The 15,088-nt window shown below is 35.6% G+C and carries 18 protein-coding genes; 8 read left to right on the top strand and 10 right to left on the bottom strand.

Going from position 1 to position 15,088, the window contains the following annotated elements:
- Positions 1 to 17 precede the first annotated feature (17 nt).
- From DN408_RS12170 to DN408_RS12145, 6 genes are all read right to left on the bottom strand, one after another.
- Positions 18 to 362 carry a DUF3992 domain-containing protein gene (locus tag DN408_RS12170; RefSeq protein WP_002169096.1) on the bottom strand — a complete coding sequence of 115 codons (345 nt, stop codon included), beginning with the start codon at positions 360 to 362 and terminating at the stop codon, positions 18 to 20.
- Positions 363 to 382: 20 nt separating this feature from the next.
- Positions 383 to 751 carry a DUF3992 domain-containing protein gene (locus DN408_RS12165; protein WP_078178217.1) on the bottom strand — a complete coding sequence of 123 codons (369 nt, stop codon included), beginning with the start codon at positions 749 to 751 and terminating at the stop codon, positions 383 to 385.
- A 185-nt stretch (positions 752 to 936) separates the two neighbouring features.
- Entirely contained in the window at positions 937 to 1,542 is a 606-nt protein-coding gene (locus tag DN408_RS12160; RefSeq protein ID WP_000435001.1) for a DedA family protein, read from the bottom strand.
- Positions 1,543 to 1,553: 11 nt separating this feature from the next.
- Positions 1,554 to 1,835, bottom strand: coding sequence for a YkvA family protein (locus tag DN408_RS12155; RefSeq protein WP_002125440.1), 282 nt, complete (start codon positions 1,833 to 1,835; stop codon positions 1,554 to 1,556).
- Between the two features lie 313 nt (positions 1,836 to 2,148).
- Complete coding sequence (locus DN408_RS12150; RefSeq protein ID WP_000375642.1) at positions 2,149 to 2,928, bottom strand: DUF2935 domain-containing protein; 780 nt, start codon at positions 2,926 to 2,928, stop codon at positions 2,149 to 2,151.
- Positions 2,929 to 2,948: 20 nt separating this feature from the next.
- Positions 2,949 to 3,314 (bottom strand): VOC family protein, encoded by a 366-nt coding sequence (locus DN408_RS12145; protein ID WP_000398543.1) that lies wholly within the window; start codon positions 3,312 to 3,314, stop codon positions 2,949 to 2,951.
- A gap of 109 nt (positions 3,315 to 3,423) precedes the next feature.
- Between DN408_RS12145 and DN408_RS12140 the strand changes: the two genes are divergently transcribed.
- The 4 genes from DN408_RS12140 (at position 3,424) to brnQ2 (ending at position 6,031) form a co-directional block, all read left to right on the top strand.
- On the top strand, positions 3,424 to 3,639 hold the full coding sequence (locus DN408_RS12140; protein ID WP_000357172.1) for a spore coat associated protein CotJA: 216 nt from the start codon (positions 3,424 to 3,426) through the stop codon (positions 3,637 to 3,639).
- An 8-nt stretch (positions 3,640 to 3,647) separates the two neighbouring features.
- On the top strand, positions 3,648 to 3,911 hold the full coding sequence (locus DN408_RS12135) for a spore coat protein CotJB (RefSeq protein WP_000194952.1): 264 nt from the start codon (positions 3,648 to 3,650) through the stop codon (positions 3,909 to 3,911).
- 12 nt (positions 3,912 to 3,923) lie between these two features.
- Positions 3,924 to 4,493: a spore coat protein CotJC gene (gene cotJC / locus DN408_RS12130; RefSeq protein WP_002010774.1), complete on the top strand. Its 570-nt coding sequence runs from the start codon at positions 3,924 to 3,926 to the stop codon at positions 4,491 to 4,493.
- Between the two features lie 221 nt (positions 4,494 to 4,714).
- Positions 4,715 to 6,031: a branched-chain amino acid transport system II carrier protein BrnQ2 gene (gene brnQ2, locus DN408_RS12125; RefSeq protein ID WP_002186678.1), complete on the top strand. Its 1,317-nt coding sequence runs from the start codon at positions 4,715 to 4,717 to the stop codon at positions 6,029 to 6,031.
- Positions 6,032 to 6,074: 43 nt separating this feature from the next.
- On the opposite strand, the gene DN408_RS12120 is transcribed toward brnQ2, so the two are convergent.
- The 3 genes from DN408_RS12120 to DN408_RS12110 all read right to left on the bottom strand — a co-directional run bounded on the left by DN408_RS12120 (position 6,075) and on the right by DN408_RS12110 (position 8,772).
- Positions 6,075 to 7,079: an ABC transporter permease gene (locus DN408_RS12120; RefSeq protein ID WP_078178218.1), complete on the bottom strand. Its 1,005-nt coding sequence runs from the start codon at positions 7,077 to 7,079 to the stop codon at positions 6,075 to 6,077.
- A gap of 1 nt (position 7,080) precedes the next feature.
- Positions 7,081 to 7,947, bottom strand: coding sequence for an ABC transporter permease subunit (locus tag DN408_RS12115; protein ID WP_016119638.1), 867 nt, complete (start codon positions 7,945 to 7,947; stop codon positions 7,081 to 7,083).
- Positions 7,948 to 8,037: 90 nt separating this feature from the next.
- The gene (locus tag DN408_RS12110; protein ID WP_002125428.1) at positions 8,038 to 8,772 is read right to left on the bottom strand and encodes a YwaF family protein; all 735 of its coding nucleotides are present in this window, start codon (positions 8,770 to 8,772) and stop codon (positions 8,038 to 8,040) included.
- Between the two features lie 211 nt (positions 8,773 to 8,983).
- On the opposite strand from DN408_RS12110, the gene DN408_RS12105 reads away from it, so the two are divergent.
- The 4 genes from DN408_RS12105 (at position 8,984) to entC (ending at position 14,074) form a co-directional block, all read left to right on the top strand.
- Positions 8,984 to 10,087 carry an efflux RND transporter periplasmic adaptor subunit gene (locus DN408_RS12105; protein ID WP_078178219.1) on the top strand — a complete coding sequence of 368 codons (1,104 nt, stop codon included), beginning with the start codon at positions 8,984 to 8,986 and terminating at the stop codon, positions 10,085 to 10,087.
- Positions 10,084 to 10,758, top strand: a complete 675-nt coding sequence (locus tag DN408_RS12100; RefSeq protein ID WP_002087431.1) for an ABC transporter ATP-binding protein — start codon at positions 10,084 to 10,086, stop codon at positions 10,756 to 10,758. The genes DN408_RS12105 and DN408_RS12100 overlap by 4 nt, the downstream gene beginning before the upstream one ends.
- A gap of 26 nt (positions 10,759 to 10,784) precedes the next feature.
- Entirely contained in the window at positions 10,785 to 11,936 is a 1,152-nt protein-coding gene (locus DN408_RS12095) for an ABC transporter permease (RefSeq protein WP_407707280.1), read from the top strand.
- Between the two features lie 719 nt (positions 11,937 to 12,655).
- Positions 12,656 to 14,074, top strand: a complete 1,419-nt coding sequence (entC, locus tag DN408_RS12090; protein WP_078178220.1) for a cell wall-binding protein EntC — start codon at positions 12,656 to 12,658, stop codon at positions 14,072 to 14,074.
- Positions 14,075 to 14,128: 54 nt separating this feature from the next.
- On the opposite strand, the gene DN408_RS12085 is transcribed toward entC, so the two are convergent.
- Positions 14,129 to 15,052 (bottom strand): HEAT repeat domain-containing protein, encoded by a 924-nt coding sequence (locus tag DN408_RS12085; RefSeq protein ID WP_078178221.1) that lies wholly within the window; start codon positions 15,050 to 15,052, stop codon positions 14,129 to 14,131.
- Between the last annotated feature and the right edge of the window lie 36 nt (positions 15,053 to 15,088).

The following is a 15,088-nucleotide window of genomic DNA, read 5'->3' as shown; positions in this document are numbered from 1 at the left end:
ATTTAAGGTATGCCTTTTTATGAAATTGAGTAACGTACTGTAATACAAAACTCTCCTTGATTAACAGTCGTTCCCGTCGTTGTAATTCGAACAGTAGTAAAGTGCCTCACTGTGAAAGTACCACTACTTTGCGGTTGTACAGTAATCGTATCGACTACTGTAGCACCTACTAAAAAATCCACTGTAATCGGATTTGCACCTGTATCATATTTTACATAACCTGAACCGTATATTTCTTGTGTAAGATTATTCGTATAGACAATTTGAGTACCCGCACCTGTAATTGACCAGTCTGCACATACTTGATCTTGCACAAGCGTTTTATTAGAACAACAAGACAAACTGGAACTTCTCATTCCCATTTCAACCCTCTCCTATTCTTCTACGAAAGTGAATAGCGTGTCGTAATACAAAATTCTCCCTGATACGTTCCAGCAGGTGTTGCAGGTAACACAACTTGTATACTATCAAAGCGGCGATACGTAAAAGCAATACTCGTTCCTGGATTTAATGTTTGTGTATCAATTGTAGCCCCAGCAGAATCAAGCGCTTCTACAGTAATTGGACCTGGACCAACATCATATTTAACAAAACCAGTACCAACTACATTTTGGTTAATATTATTTGTATAAAGAACATTATCAATTGCTGTTGCAACTACAGTAGCAGACCACGGACTACACACTTTATCTTGTACATAATTTTTATCTGGACAGCAAGTTAATGCTGACCCTGAGCACTCACAAGACATAGTTGTTTCCCCTCTCTCTTTTATATTCTCTATATGTGTATGTCCTTCAGAGTCTTTTGCCTGTACTATTCATCTATTTCCAAAAATAAGCACATCATAATTTAAAGTAAAACTCCCACCTCAATACTTTGCTTTACAGCTAAGTTTTGAGGTGGGAATCTTACTGCCCGTTAATGCGAAATAAACTAAATAGATTCAGTTTTATTTCGTTTTTTCATAAATTTATAGATAAAGATACTAGCCACGATAAGAAGAACGCCTCCTAATATCGGTAACATATATTGTCCAACAACGCCCGCCGCTTTTTCCCAATGCGGACCTAATTTCATTCCAAAATAAATATACAAAGTCGTTAACGGGAACATTGCTACAAATGTATATATGCTAAATTTCCATATGTTCATTTTTGCCATACCACACGGTACAGAAATAAGTGTTCGAACTCCTGGTACGAAGCGTCCAACAAATGCCACAACTGGACCATACTTCGCAAAGAAATCATCTGCTTTTTGAATTTGTTCTTCTTTAATAAAGAAGTATTTCCCGTATTTTATTAATAGAGGGCGACCACCGTAATAACCGAGTGCATATAACGTTAACGGTCCTGTAGTTCCGCCAAGTGTCCCTGCTAATACAGCTAGCCAAAAATTCATATCTCCCTCATATACCCAATACCCAACCATGGGCAAAACTACTTCTGCTGGAATAAATTCAAACGTTAATGCTAACACAACTCCAAAATAAGAAAACTGCTTTAAAAACTCGATTATATCTAAAATAATTTGCTCCATATTTTCAACTCCTATCCTACGTTTACGTTATGCTTTTCTTGTAATTGCACTGGCGCCATCTTTACAATTCGATTCAAAATAAATAACACAATTCCAATATCATCTAAAATACCAATAAACGGTAGGAAGTCTGGAATTAAATCGAGCGGCATCGCTACATAACCAACTAAAAAAGCAATAGATAAAATTTTCTTCTTTATTGAAACCTCTTTTGAAGTAAAAAAGTCAAATAGGAATGGAACAAAACGGCGGACATGGAATACAACTCTTAATCTACTAAAAAGTTTTTTCATTTTCTAGCTCCTCTCTTTGTATACAAAAAGGACCCTACCAAATATGGTAAGGGTCCTAAAAAAGACAATAAGGGGCCTTTACCATTGCTGGTAAAGGTCTCACTAACAACGAAACGTTGCCAATAAAGCCGAGGGTTTCTCCCTGTAATGACGACTTTACTGTAATAAGTTACTCCCCTTTAGATACACAATTTTATACAATCACATTAAGATATTTGGAGGGGCTTGTCAATATTTTTTTCATAATGAAACCTGTTCACATACTTCTATCACTGTTAAAATTTGTCTGCTTGATCTTCCCTACAATCTATTTTTAAAGCGGATTACATTTCGGTATCTCTAACCCTGAGGATTGTGCTAACTTCAATAAATAGTAACACTCCTCCCTCGCCATATGATCCGCCATCCTGGCTGATAATGAACTTAATATTTGCTCAGACAACTCTAATTCTTCTACTTCTCGAAGGAAATGCGAGAATAACTTTAGCTCTAGTGAAACGTCTTTTGTAAACTTCTTCAAAGCTGGAAAATGTTTCAGTTCTGCCCGTAAATAACCTGTCATTTCAACTGCTTTTAAATAAAATTGTTCAAAATGTTTAGCAAACAAATCACTTTTCTCCTTCAATCCTTTTTCCACAACATCTAATCCGCCTGAAATAGAACCAGCATGCCCTGCTGCATCCGTTAACCACGCGAGATGATAGTGTAGTTCATGAAAAACGGGCGGGACTTCTCCCCTCCCTAAGTATTCTAATACTGTTATATATTCCTCCACTTCATTTACCATATGATTAATAAAAGTCGGAGTAAAATGAATCACAATTTTACCTTCCAATTGCTTTTGTATAATATTTAATTTAAATGCTCGAATCTCCTCTGCAGCTTGTTCTGCATCTTTTGAAAATGCAATAAAATTTACAGTATGAATTTCATTTAAAAAGTTCGTGAATTTTTCTACAAAATAGGTGGCTTTCTGTATATCTTCTTTCTCCTGTGGAGCTAAAGCATCTAGTAAAAACTGAGCATGATCCCCGAGAACTTTGAGCCAAAATTTATGTTCAAACAGTGCGCTTTCTTCATACATTCTATCCACGCTATCCCCCCTATGGTTACTCATGCCTCTGATGAAATTTGAAGCTTATAGCAATCTGGATCATAAAGAGTAATTACCACCCCATCCGCATGCTGTTCTTCCGCAAAAGATATTTTGTAAAACTGTAATTTTCTCTTTACTTTTTCCATATCAGAAATTGAAAAGGTTATTAATTCACACGAAGAATTAGCAACCTTCTCTCGCCCTCGTAAATTCCGATTTACTACAAAACAAATTCTCGTTAAACCAACGTCATACCAAACACCTGTTACATGTAGTTGAGGTCTCTCCTTGCTTGGTTTAAAGCCTAAAATCCCTTCATAAAAATACAATGTTTCCTTTAAATTTTTTGATTCTAATACGATACATGTTGTAATGCCTTCCATCCTCAACTCCCCCTGTCTCTATTAGTTTTTTATATGAGTCATAAATGACAATTATGTACGAATACAATACATAATAATGGATATTTCATTTATAAAGGAGGGTTGTAACATGGATAAATTCATGAAATCCTACATACCTTATCATGGTCCAAACGATCCTTGTCCTCCAATTGGAAAGAAATATTACTCAACTCCCCCGCACTTATATATGGGTTTTCAACCAACTAATTTACCCCAATTCACACCAAAAGAAGCTTTAAGAAAAGGGACTTTATGGCCTGCTTTTTATGATTATTATGAAAATCCTTACAAAAAAGGAAGGTGAATAAAAACGTGACACAAACATTGCCTGATGAATATTACAAATGGATTGAAGAACTGCAAGAATTAGACTTTGTATTAGTTGAACTTACTCTCTATTTAGATACGCATCCCGACGATACTGCAGCTATAAATCAATTCAACGATTTTTCTTATAAACGAAGAGTATTAAAACAAAAAATTGAAGAAAGATACGGACCACTTCAGCAGTTTGGAAACAGTTATTCTAACGCCCCATGGGAATGGAGCAAAGGACCGTGGCCATGGCAAATATAAAGGAGAGAAACTATGTGGATTTATGAAAAAAAATTACAATATCCTGTTAAAGTGAGCACTTGTAATCCAGCACTCGCAAAATTATTAGTTGAACAGTACGGTGGTGCGGACGGTGAATTAGCCGCTGCTCTTCGCTACTTAAATCAACGTTATACAATTCCTGATAAAGTCGTTGGCTTACTAACCGATATTGGTACAGAAGAGTTCGCACATTTAGAAATGATTGCTACAATGATTTATAAATTAACAAAAGATGCAACACCTGAACAAATGAAAGCTGCCGGATTAGACGCGCATTATGCGAATCATGATAGCGCCTTGTTTTACCATAATGCAGGTGGTGTTCCTTTTACTGCCACTTACATTCAAGCGAAAGGAGATCCTATCGCAGATTTATACGAGGATATTGCAGCTGAAGAAAAAGCACGAGCGACTTATCAATGGCTAATTGATTTATCAGACGATCCCGATATAAATGATAGCTTACGCTTTTTACGCGAACGAGAAATTGTCCATTCTCAACGTTTCCGAGAGGCTGTAGAAATTTTAAAAGAAGAACGTGATAGGCAAATTTATTTTTAATACACATATCCTAGCGATATGTGTTTTTTTACGTTATAAGTGAAATTCTTCCTGCATTAACATATAAATAGTATATTTATTCAATTTTACGCATTATTTTAAAATATTTTTAAAATTCCCTCTTGCTTTCTAGTCATCAGACCTTTAAAATAATAACAGTCAATCGACAAATTATTTGAATTTTCGACAAAAAAAACGCTCATTAGGAGGCTTTTCTTTATATGCGTACAACTTTAAAACCAGCGCAAATACTTTCGATTAGTTTATTACTATTCGCAGTTTTCTTCGGTGCTGGTAATATGATTTTCCCGCCTCTTCTCGGTCTTTCTTCCGGAGAAAATATGTGGGTTTCCATTACAGGATTTATTATTACAGATGTCGGTTTATCTTTACTAGCTATCGTCGCTGTTGCCCTTGCTGGTGGTAGTTTTAATACTTTAGCGAGCCGTGTTCACCCAAAATTCGCAGCAGTATTCGCTATCATTATTTATCTTTCCATCGGCCCACTATTTGTTATTCCACGAACTGGAACTGTATCTTATGAAATTGGGATTGCACCACTTTTCCCAGATCAATGGTACTCTATGTTAGTTTTTAGTGCGATTTTCTTTATAGTCGTCTACTTCTTATCGTTAAATCCATCCAAATTAGTAGATCATATCGGAAAAATATTAACGCCAATTTTGCTTGGAATTATTGCAATTATGGCAACAAAAGCGATTCTTTCACCAGGATCATTTGCAGAACCTGTTGGTGACTATAAAGAAATTCCATTTTTCAAAGGATTTCTTGAAGGCTTTTTAACATTAGATGCAATCGGAGCACTCGTATTATCAACGATTGTTGTAAATGCAATTCGTCAAAACGGGATACAAGATAAGAAATCCATTGCGAAATATACAATTATTTGCGGAAGCATTGCGGCTCTTTTCTTAACAATTGTTTACTTCTTACTCGGTTATATTGGCGCTTCAAACGGAAATTTAGGACAATTCGAAAATGGCGGTCAGCTATTAGCAACTGTTATGTATCAATTCTTTGGGACAAGCGGGAATGTTTTATTAAGTATCGCAATTATCTTTGCTTGTTTAACGACTGCAATCGGTGTTGTAAGTGCATTCGCCAACTATTTCACAACAGTACTAACAAATGTTTCATATAAGAAGCTTGTACTATACGTTTGTATCTTTAGCTTCGTTATTTCAAACTTAGGATTAAGTTTATTAATCAAAATTACATTACCCGTATTAATCATTTTGTACCCAATTACAATCATTTTAATTTTCGTATCATTTATCGATAAATATACGAAACGTAAACCTTCTGTCTATATCGGAGCGATGATTGCAGCATTCATTATTAGCTGTATTCATGCACTTGATAATGTGGGAATGATTCCAAACTTTATCGCGAATATCGTACACACCATTCCTTTTTATAACTTAGGAATCGGCTGGATTGTTCCGGCAATAATTGGTGGTATAATCGGATACTTTATTCCGCAAACAGAAGCTGAAGGTGAAGTTTCTACAAAATAAAGAAAAGAAGCAAGCATTGATTATGCTTGCTTCTTCTTTATTTTCAAATCGTATGTTTAAAAGTAAATAATTCTTCTTTTGACTGCACAGCAGGTTGTTCCTTTTCTACATCTGTCTTCTTTATCACTCCGCCTAACCTTACTTTCATCATCGCTTCTTCTATGCTTTTTACAATCATATTTCCTGAAAAAATAGTAAGTCCGAAAAATGTAATTGGGACGAGAGGAATCCATGGATGCACTGTTAAAGATCTAAAGTATACTCCAATTAAACCTGACCATTCATGCGTGTAAGAGTCTATTTCTTCTACCGGTCCTAAAAACTGAACAGTTCCGCCAAAGAATACTTCCAGTAACCCTAAGTGGAGTAAAATAGTAAGAGTCTGCGTAAATTGCTGAAGAAATACAAGTATAAACGTCATATAGAGATGCGGAAAAAGATGCTTTATAACAATGTGTCTTCTTGATCCACCTAATATACACGCAGCCTCAATGAATTCTTCGGTTCTCAATTTACGAACTTCCTTCGCAACATACAGTGCAATAACTGGCATCACAAGCATTACAAGTAATACAACTTGAAACGAAGCCCTTTCAAAAAAAGTTGTTGTTTCCTCTCCACTTCCAAAGGTATTCACAGATTGGAGAAAGAAATACGCAATCATAACTGTTGGAATAACTGTAAAACTATCAAAAAAAGCCTCGATTTTTGAAAACCCTCTTTTTATGTACGTTCCGAGTACAACACCAAAAAATACACCTATTACCATTCTAAGTGCCGCAATTAAAATAGATATACCAATCGTCCACTTCGCGCCTTCAATGACTAAATGTAACAGGTCATATCCTTTCCGGTCTGTCCCGAGTAAAAATTGTAATGAAGGTGAAAACGGTGGTACTTCTGGATTTCCAGCCGCGTCATATTGCAGTGTAACTTGTCTAATGTGCCCACCATTCCATATCGTATTTCCGATGCTCAAAAGAACTAATATGAGAAGAAACCCAATGCTTATCCAAAATCTTTTATCGCGTTTTATATACGTCCACATATTATAATCTCTCCTTCATCGCAGCTGGAATGAGATAATGAAACAATTTGAATAAAATAAAAATCGGAATATAAATAAGCAGCACACTAACGATGAAAACCTCAACCCTAATACCTTCATAAGATTTCAAAAACATAAAAATACCACCCGTATTAAAAATCCATTCTATAATATATAAATTGGATAACATAAAAAAGATATTCGTTTTCGCAAAGAAAAGTGTACTAAGTAACACATTTCGTAAAATATGACGATTTAAAATATGAAAGCGATTCAGCCCTTTCGCCTTAGCAAATAGTACATAATCTTTTTCTAGCTCATTTTCAAAACGAAGCACTAACATTTTTACAAACATAATCGTAGTCGGTATACTCAAACAAAATATTGGCAATCCTCTAATCGACTCGCCTCCAATTGACGCAATTTGAAAAGGTAAAAAACCTGTTTGTTTAAAAAACCATATAACTAAAATTTGTGATACTAAAATAAGAAGAATGTCTGGAATGGATTCTAGGAAGATGAGAAATGATTTAATTCGATGTTGTATACGCGGTGAACTACTCATAATCATATAAACGATACAAAATGCTACAAATAATGAAATGAAAAAAGCGGCCAAAAAAATAACAATCGTTTCTTTATAATGGACAAACAACTGTGGGAATAAAAATTTATCTCTCACATATTGCAAATTGGAGAGATCCATTAAGTTCGCAAATACTTCTTTTAAACTCTTTATGTACTCTGATACATGCAGCTCAAATCCATAAAACAACTTCGGCAGTGCCCCTAAACAAATAATACCCAAAATCGAAATAATAAATTGAATCGTCACTTCCATCCCATTCAAAAAAACTTTTTTGACCACGTTTTCCCTTCTCTCTATATGTAATTTACCTTCTAATTTTATTCTTAATTTTCTGAATTGTAAATATTTATAAGATAAAAAATCACTAGGTTATGATCCTAGTGATTCTTTATGCGCATGCCCTTCTCTTTTCACAAACGGCATATACAAAATAAAACATCCCATAAGCGCAGCTATTTCTAATGAAATGATATAGTAAGGATGCGGCCCTAACATATCGAGTAATGAAGCAGTTTCTGGCTTACGAGCTAAAAACATATAATTACCGCCTGTTTTGTAATTCACAAACGAAACAATTGGAATCAATATATTTAAAAATACCATCGTACGCTTAATAGATTGTAATGTCGGACGATATCCTTCCACCCATGTCATAAAGAGTGGTGCCCAAATGAGCAATATATGTGCGATAAAGAATTCTATAAAGCGAAAATGCGGAAAAGCATATTGCACGTTCGGTGTTAAAATAGCTTGCGATGCACCGATAATCCCTGTAAAAAACACAATCTCATATATTCGATAGCTTTTCGTTACAATCATAATCGATGCTAACAATAAACTAATCGTACATAACTCAAATGGTAATGAAGTGCCTAGCTCAAAAATCCCAGCTTTCCATTCCCACATATGAAGTCCAATCTCACTTCCTATAAATAGAAATGCAATTGCATATCGAACCGTTATATTCCACTCACTTTGACGCAATAAATCTTGGTATTGATACAGAAAAAATATCCCCACCAACATAATAAATAATATAATGACATGTTGCCTCGAGTACGGAATAAATGGTTTTAATGGATGCGCACTAAAATAAGCTTCCATCTTCCTTCCTCCTCTCCTTCATACAATATTATTGTTAGAAAGAAACAACGAGTCAATTCATTTGCTTAAACTAGGACAACCTCTACCTTACATTTAGATATTCATACCTTACAAAACTGTAAGGTTATTGTAAGCTAAAACGATTTGTCAGATTCTTCACCTCTTTTATACTTAATGTAGATACTAAAACGAACGAAAAGGTGATAAATAGATGAAGAAGAAAAATAAAGTGTTAATTACTAGTGTAGTAGCGATCGGAATTGCAGCTGGATCATATTTTGCATTTGCTGGCGGTAGTTCAGAAGTAGCAATGGCATATAGCGGTTATAAAATTACGGAAAAACAAATTGAAAATGCACAAAAATTTGGCGGCGAAGTTATTCCAAATGGTATTGAAACAATTTCATTCGATCCAACAAAAGGTACGTATGAATTAGCTGTTAAAAAAGGTGATGAAGTGAAAAAAGGTCAGCTTCTATTTAAATATAATGACCCTACTGCTAAACAAGGTGTAACAGAAGCAGAAATGCAAAAGAAAATCGCACAAAAAGAAGTAACATTGTTCCAAAAACAAATTGATGCAGCGAAACAAAAATTACAAAAAGATAAAAATGCAGGCCTTCCCGCTGAAGCATTAAAAGCATCAGAAATTGAAGTTGGGCAATTAGAATCACAACTTGAAATGAAGAAGTTTGAAGTAGAAAAAGCTGATGAAATGATTAAAGTAGCAAAAGAGAAAGTAAACACACTTTCTGTAACGAGTCCAGCCGACGGTGTAATTGATGATATCGTAAAAACTGCTGATGAAAAAACAGGTATGAGTGGCATTACACTTCGTCACGCTGGTCCATTTAAAGTAAAAGGTCAACTTTCTGAATATGAACTTGCTAGTATGAAAGTTGGGCAAGAAGTAACTGTTTCATCAAAAACTGTCGCTGGTAAGACTTGGACAGGAAAAGTAACAGAAATCGGTTCTACACCATTAAAGAGCATGGACGAAAATAAAACTGTTTCTAATTATCAATTCACTGTCACATTAGATAATAGTGAAGAATTACAAAACGGCTTCCATGTTTACGTAACAAGTAAATCTGGCGAAGCAACTGGTACGATTGTTCCGAAAAGCAGCATTGTGAAAAAAGGTGACAAAAATGTTGTCTTCGTTGTAAAAGACGGTAAAGCGAAAGAACAAGCAGTTACTGTTGAATTTGAGACAGATAGCGAAGCAAAAGTTTCTGGAGTGAAAAAAGGAGAGGAAATTATCTCTAAACCTGAAAAAGACTTAAAAGACGGTATGGAGGTTGTCACTCAATGATTAACTTAAAAGGCATCACGAAATCTTTCCAAAATGGTGCAGAGTCCGTTCAAATATTACACGGAATTGATGTAACACTAAACCAAGGAGAATTCACTTCTATTATGGGACCATCTGGTTCTGGTAAATCAACATTAATGAACATTATCGGTTGCTTAGATAAACCAACGACAGGTGCGTACGAACTAGCTGGTCAAAACATTTCAAACATGTCTGAAACAGAACTTGCACATGTTCGTAATAAAGAGATCGGATTCATATTCCAAAACTTTATGTTATTACCGAGACTTACAGCACTTCAAAATGTAGAACTACCTCTTATTTACGCTGGAGTCGATAAAAAAGAAAGACGTGAGCGCTCATTAGCAGCTTTAACAAAAGTCAGTTTAGCTGATCGTGCTACTCACTTACCAAATGAATTGTCAGGTGGACAAAAGCAGCGTGTCGCAGTCGCACGTGCAATCGTAAATAACCCGAAATTTCTCTTAGCAGATGAACCGACGGGTGCACTTGATACGAAAACAAGTACACAAATTATGGATCTCTTTTACGAATTAAACAAACAAGGCTCAACAATCATTATGATTACCCACGATCGTGAAATTGGGGAAGCGGCAGCACGTCAAATTGTAATTCGTGACGGAAATATCGTCCAAGATTGGAGAGGTTAATTTTGAACACGAGTGAAAATATACGCATGGCCCTTTCCTCTATCTTTGCTCATAAAATGCGTTCTATATTAACAATGCTAGGTATTATTATCGGTATTAGCGCCATTATTACTATCATTTCAATGGGTGATGGTACAAATGCAAAGTTTAAAAAAGAGTTAGGCCAAGGAAAAGATACTGAAGTAACGATTTACTACAACAACCCTGATTATGGAACTGATAGTGCCAAAATCACACCTGATATGCTAAAACGTCTTCAAACTGTACCAGGCGTTAAAGATGTTTATCCAGATGTAAGTATGAAAGTAAAAGCATCTTCTGGTTCAAAAGATGTCTCTCTTGATTTAAAAGGTGGAACAGGCGCCTTTATGACAGATTCGAAAATAAAATTAGTTCACGGTCGTGAATTAAACGAAAGCGAATTAAACCAAGCAATTCCTGCTGTTATATTAAATGAAGAAGCTTTCAACAAATTATTTAGTGGTTGGGAATCAAATTTATACACAGATGTAAAAGGAAAGCCGTATAAAATAGTCGGTGTATACGAAACGAAAAACGAATTTGGAATGGCTATGCCTGAAGGTTATACATCTCTTGAAAACGCGCCTGTCATTTCAGGAGTAAATGAGTATGACTCTGTAAAATTAACAATGACCTCTCCAACAGAACGTAAAAGTGTAGAAAAACAAGCTGTTTCTGTTTTAAACGACATGAAAGCTCCTAAATTCGAGCACAAATTCGAAGCACAGGACTTAGGTGAATTTACGAAGCAATTAGACGAATCCATCGGTATGATGAAAATGGTATTCGGTGGCATTGCCGCTATCTCCTTACTTGTTGGTGGTATCGGTGTAATGAACATCATGCTTGTATCTGTAACAGAACGTACACGTGAGATCGGTATTCGTAAAGCACTTGGTGCAACGCGCGGTAAAGTATTAACACAATTCTTAATTGAATCTTGTATTTTAACAGGACTCGGTGGTTTCATCGGATTCATGCTTGGTATTTTCTTCGCTTGGATCGTCTCAATCTTTGCCGGATGGCCACTCGTTATCTCAAAAGAACTTGGACTTCTTTCAGTAGGTATCTCAATGCTAATCGGTATTGCATTCGGTTTACTACCAGCAAACAAAGCTGCTAAACTTGATCCAATTGAATGTTTACGATATGAGTAAATAAAAAAAACGTAGGAGTTTACACTCCTACGTTTTTTATTTTGTTGAAGGCAAATGTAATTTCATCGACGTTTTGACAAAAATAAGAACCTCTAACTTCTATTATATAAAGTGAAACTATAATCAGTGGGGGTTTTGTTCATCCCCCACTGATTATTAGCCTTCACCAATCGGGCTTTTACGGGCAGTTAATCTCCCACCTAACTTCTTTGCTTCAGCCGAATTTTGAGGTGAGGGTTTTACTGCCCGCCAATAGCGGGATAATTCTACTGCAACTCGCGAACCAACTCATAACGATATCATCCCTTTAAATCATGTTTCTTCTATTATATATGTTTCATGTTGCGATTATCTTTTTATCCTTGCAACTTTCATTTCGCATTACCACTATCCTACAATCCTATTATTGCAAAAATAATATGTAAAAGAACAAATTCAAGGCGTAATTTTTTCCATACTACAACTTATTTTGTAACAATTATATCTCTATTTCATTAAAATCACCCCTATATATACGCCTTCATACACAAGAAGATTATATTTTCATAACTACATTACGATTCAAATAGTTAAATACCCCTTTTTTGTAACGTTACAGAAACATTCAAGTAACACTACTGATACATTATTAATCTATTAGTAATTAAAAAAGTGTTGATTTTATGAATCGTATGTTCTAATCCCCTCAAAAACGCAAAGGAAACGCTATCAGGATATTAATGGAATTATTACAGAATATTAATGCCTCGTTACGAATGCTTTGTAGTTTTGTGTTTTCCGCAAATAAGAAAATAATGGTTGCTATAATGAGGTCAACGAAAACAAATGCAATGGAGGCTATTATGAAAAAATTTATGGGTATAGCAACAGCAGCGGTTTTTGGTCTTGGGATTTTCACAACATCTGCTAAAGCAGAAACAATCGTAACGACTGATGTACTAAATGTACGAGAAAACCCAACTACTGAATCACAAGTTGTCGGAAAGTTATTAGATGGATATAAAGTTAACGTTTTACATACAGAAAACGGATGGTCAAAAGTTAAATTAAATAGTGGTAAAGAGGCTTTCATAAGCGCTGACTACACAAAAGATACTTACTACGTAACAGCAAACGTATTAAACGTACGTGCTGGAGCAAATACAGATTCAGCGATTCTTGGTAAATTGAAAAAAGATGATGTAATCGAAACAACACACCAAGTACAAAATGATTGGATCCAATTTGAATATAACGGCCAAACAGCTTATGTACACATTCCTTACTTAACAGGAAAAGCACCAGTTAAAGTTCAGCCAGTAGTTAAAGCTGAAAAAGTAACTAACGTTCAAGATACAGCTAAAGTTCGTGAAGCAGTTAAAGCCGGGGAAGTAGCTGAAACTCAAGCAAAAGCTAAGGCTCAAGAAGCAACTAAAGCTCGTGAAGCAGCTGAAACTCAAGCAGAAGCTAAGGCTCAAGAAGCGGCTAAAGCTCGTGAAGCAGCTAAAGCTCAAGAAGCAACTGAAGCAGCTAAAGCTCAAGCAGAAGCTAAAGCTCAAGAAGCAGCTAAAGCTCGTGAAGCAGCTAAAGCTCAGGCAGAAGCTGAAGCTCAAGCAGAAGCTAAGGCTCAAGAGGCAGCTAAAGCTCGTGAAGCAGCTAAAGCTCGTGAAGCGGCTAAAGCCGAGGAAGCAGCTGAAGCTCGTGAAGCGGCTAAAGCCGAGGAGGCAGCTGAAGCTCGTGAAGCAGCTAAGGCTCAAGAGGCAGCTAAAGCTCGTGAAGCGGCTAAAGCTCAAAAACCAGCTACACAACAACCTGTTGCAAAAGAAACTGAAACAAGTGCACCATCTTCTTCTCGTGAATTAAGAGTTCAAGCAACAGCTTACACAGCGGATCCACTTGAAAATGGTTACAAAGCAGGAGACCAAGTAAAATCAGCTATGGGTCATAACTTAACAGCTAATCCAAACATGAAACTAATTGCAGTTGATCCAAGTGTCATTCCATTAGGTTCAAAAGTATGGGTTGAAGGTTACGGAGTAGCAATCGCTGGTGATACTGGTGGAGCTATTAAAGGAAATAAAATCGATGTTTTAATGCCAGATAAAGGTACATCAAGTAACTGGGGACGTAAAACAGTTACAGTGAAAATTTTAAACTAATTATTAAAAAAAGAGTTAGTCTCATTATTGAGGCTAACTCTTTTTTTATGATTCTTACACTCTTTCTTTCTCTTGAAAGTAACTAATATTATCCCGAATCCATTTTCTCTCTGACAAAAACAAGTTTCCTCGTTTTTTATATACTTTATCAAACGTCTTTAAAACTTCTTCATGAGTAGCAAACTTATGTAAGAAACGAAGAGCAATGACGATCTCTGATTCATCAGTAGGCTCTACTTCATTTTTACGTCTTCTAGAAACAACTTTAGTTACACGTTCGCTAATTGGTTGAATCGCCATTTCATCTCCATATGCATAAATAGCTCGAACAGCTTCGTATTTCACCATAACATTTCTATCCTTTAAAGCTTCAATATAAACTATTTGTAAGTCCGCTCCCCCTATTTTCGCTAAAACCTCAATAACAGTTGAACGAACATAAGCACTATCGCAATGTAAAAGCTTTGTTAAAGGTAAGATTGATCGCTTTGTTCCAATCTCATATAAAGTGGCACATATATTTACAATATCATCTCGATTCTCTTCCACTGTAAGTAACTTCAATAAAGCATCTTCTACTTCCAACGATTTACACAACTTTAAAGCGATGACAGCAGAATAACGAACTCCACTATTTTTATGATATATGTAAGGAATAATTTTATGTGCATTGCTTGCTTCAGATAATTTACTTAAATCTATGAGCATGCTATCTAACACCATCCTGCTTTCTTCACTTTCTAACCGATCTATCAAATAATCTGCAATATACATCTCTTTAGTATTTATTGCAAGTCGTGTAATTAAAAAATAAAGATTTGTTTTTATATATACTTTTCGTGCTTCCATTACTTTCTCTTGGAAACAAGAAAAAAGCGATACATCATTTAACTGCCTCGCTTCTTCATACGCACATTGCCGAATACCTGCTTCTTCATCCGCCATCCGCCTTAATAAACCATCTATATACTCTTCCATCTCCTTCTCCCCCGTCCAAGTTAAATCTATCCCTTT

Origin of the sequence: Bacillus sp. AR13-1, from assembly GCF_008042285.1 — a bacterium.
Lineage (GTDB): Bacteria > Bacillota > Bacilli > Bacillales > Bacillaceae_G > Bacillus_A > Bacillus_A mycoides.
The sequence above is the reverse complement of the archived record's forward strand: the minus strand, read 5'-3'. Positions and strand labels throughout refer to the sequence as shown.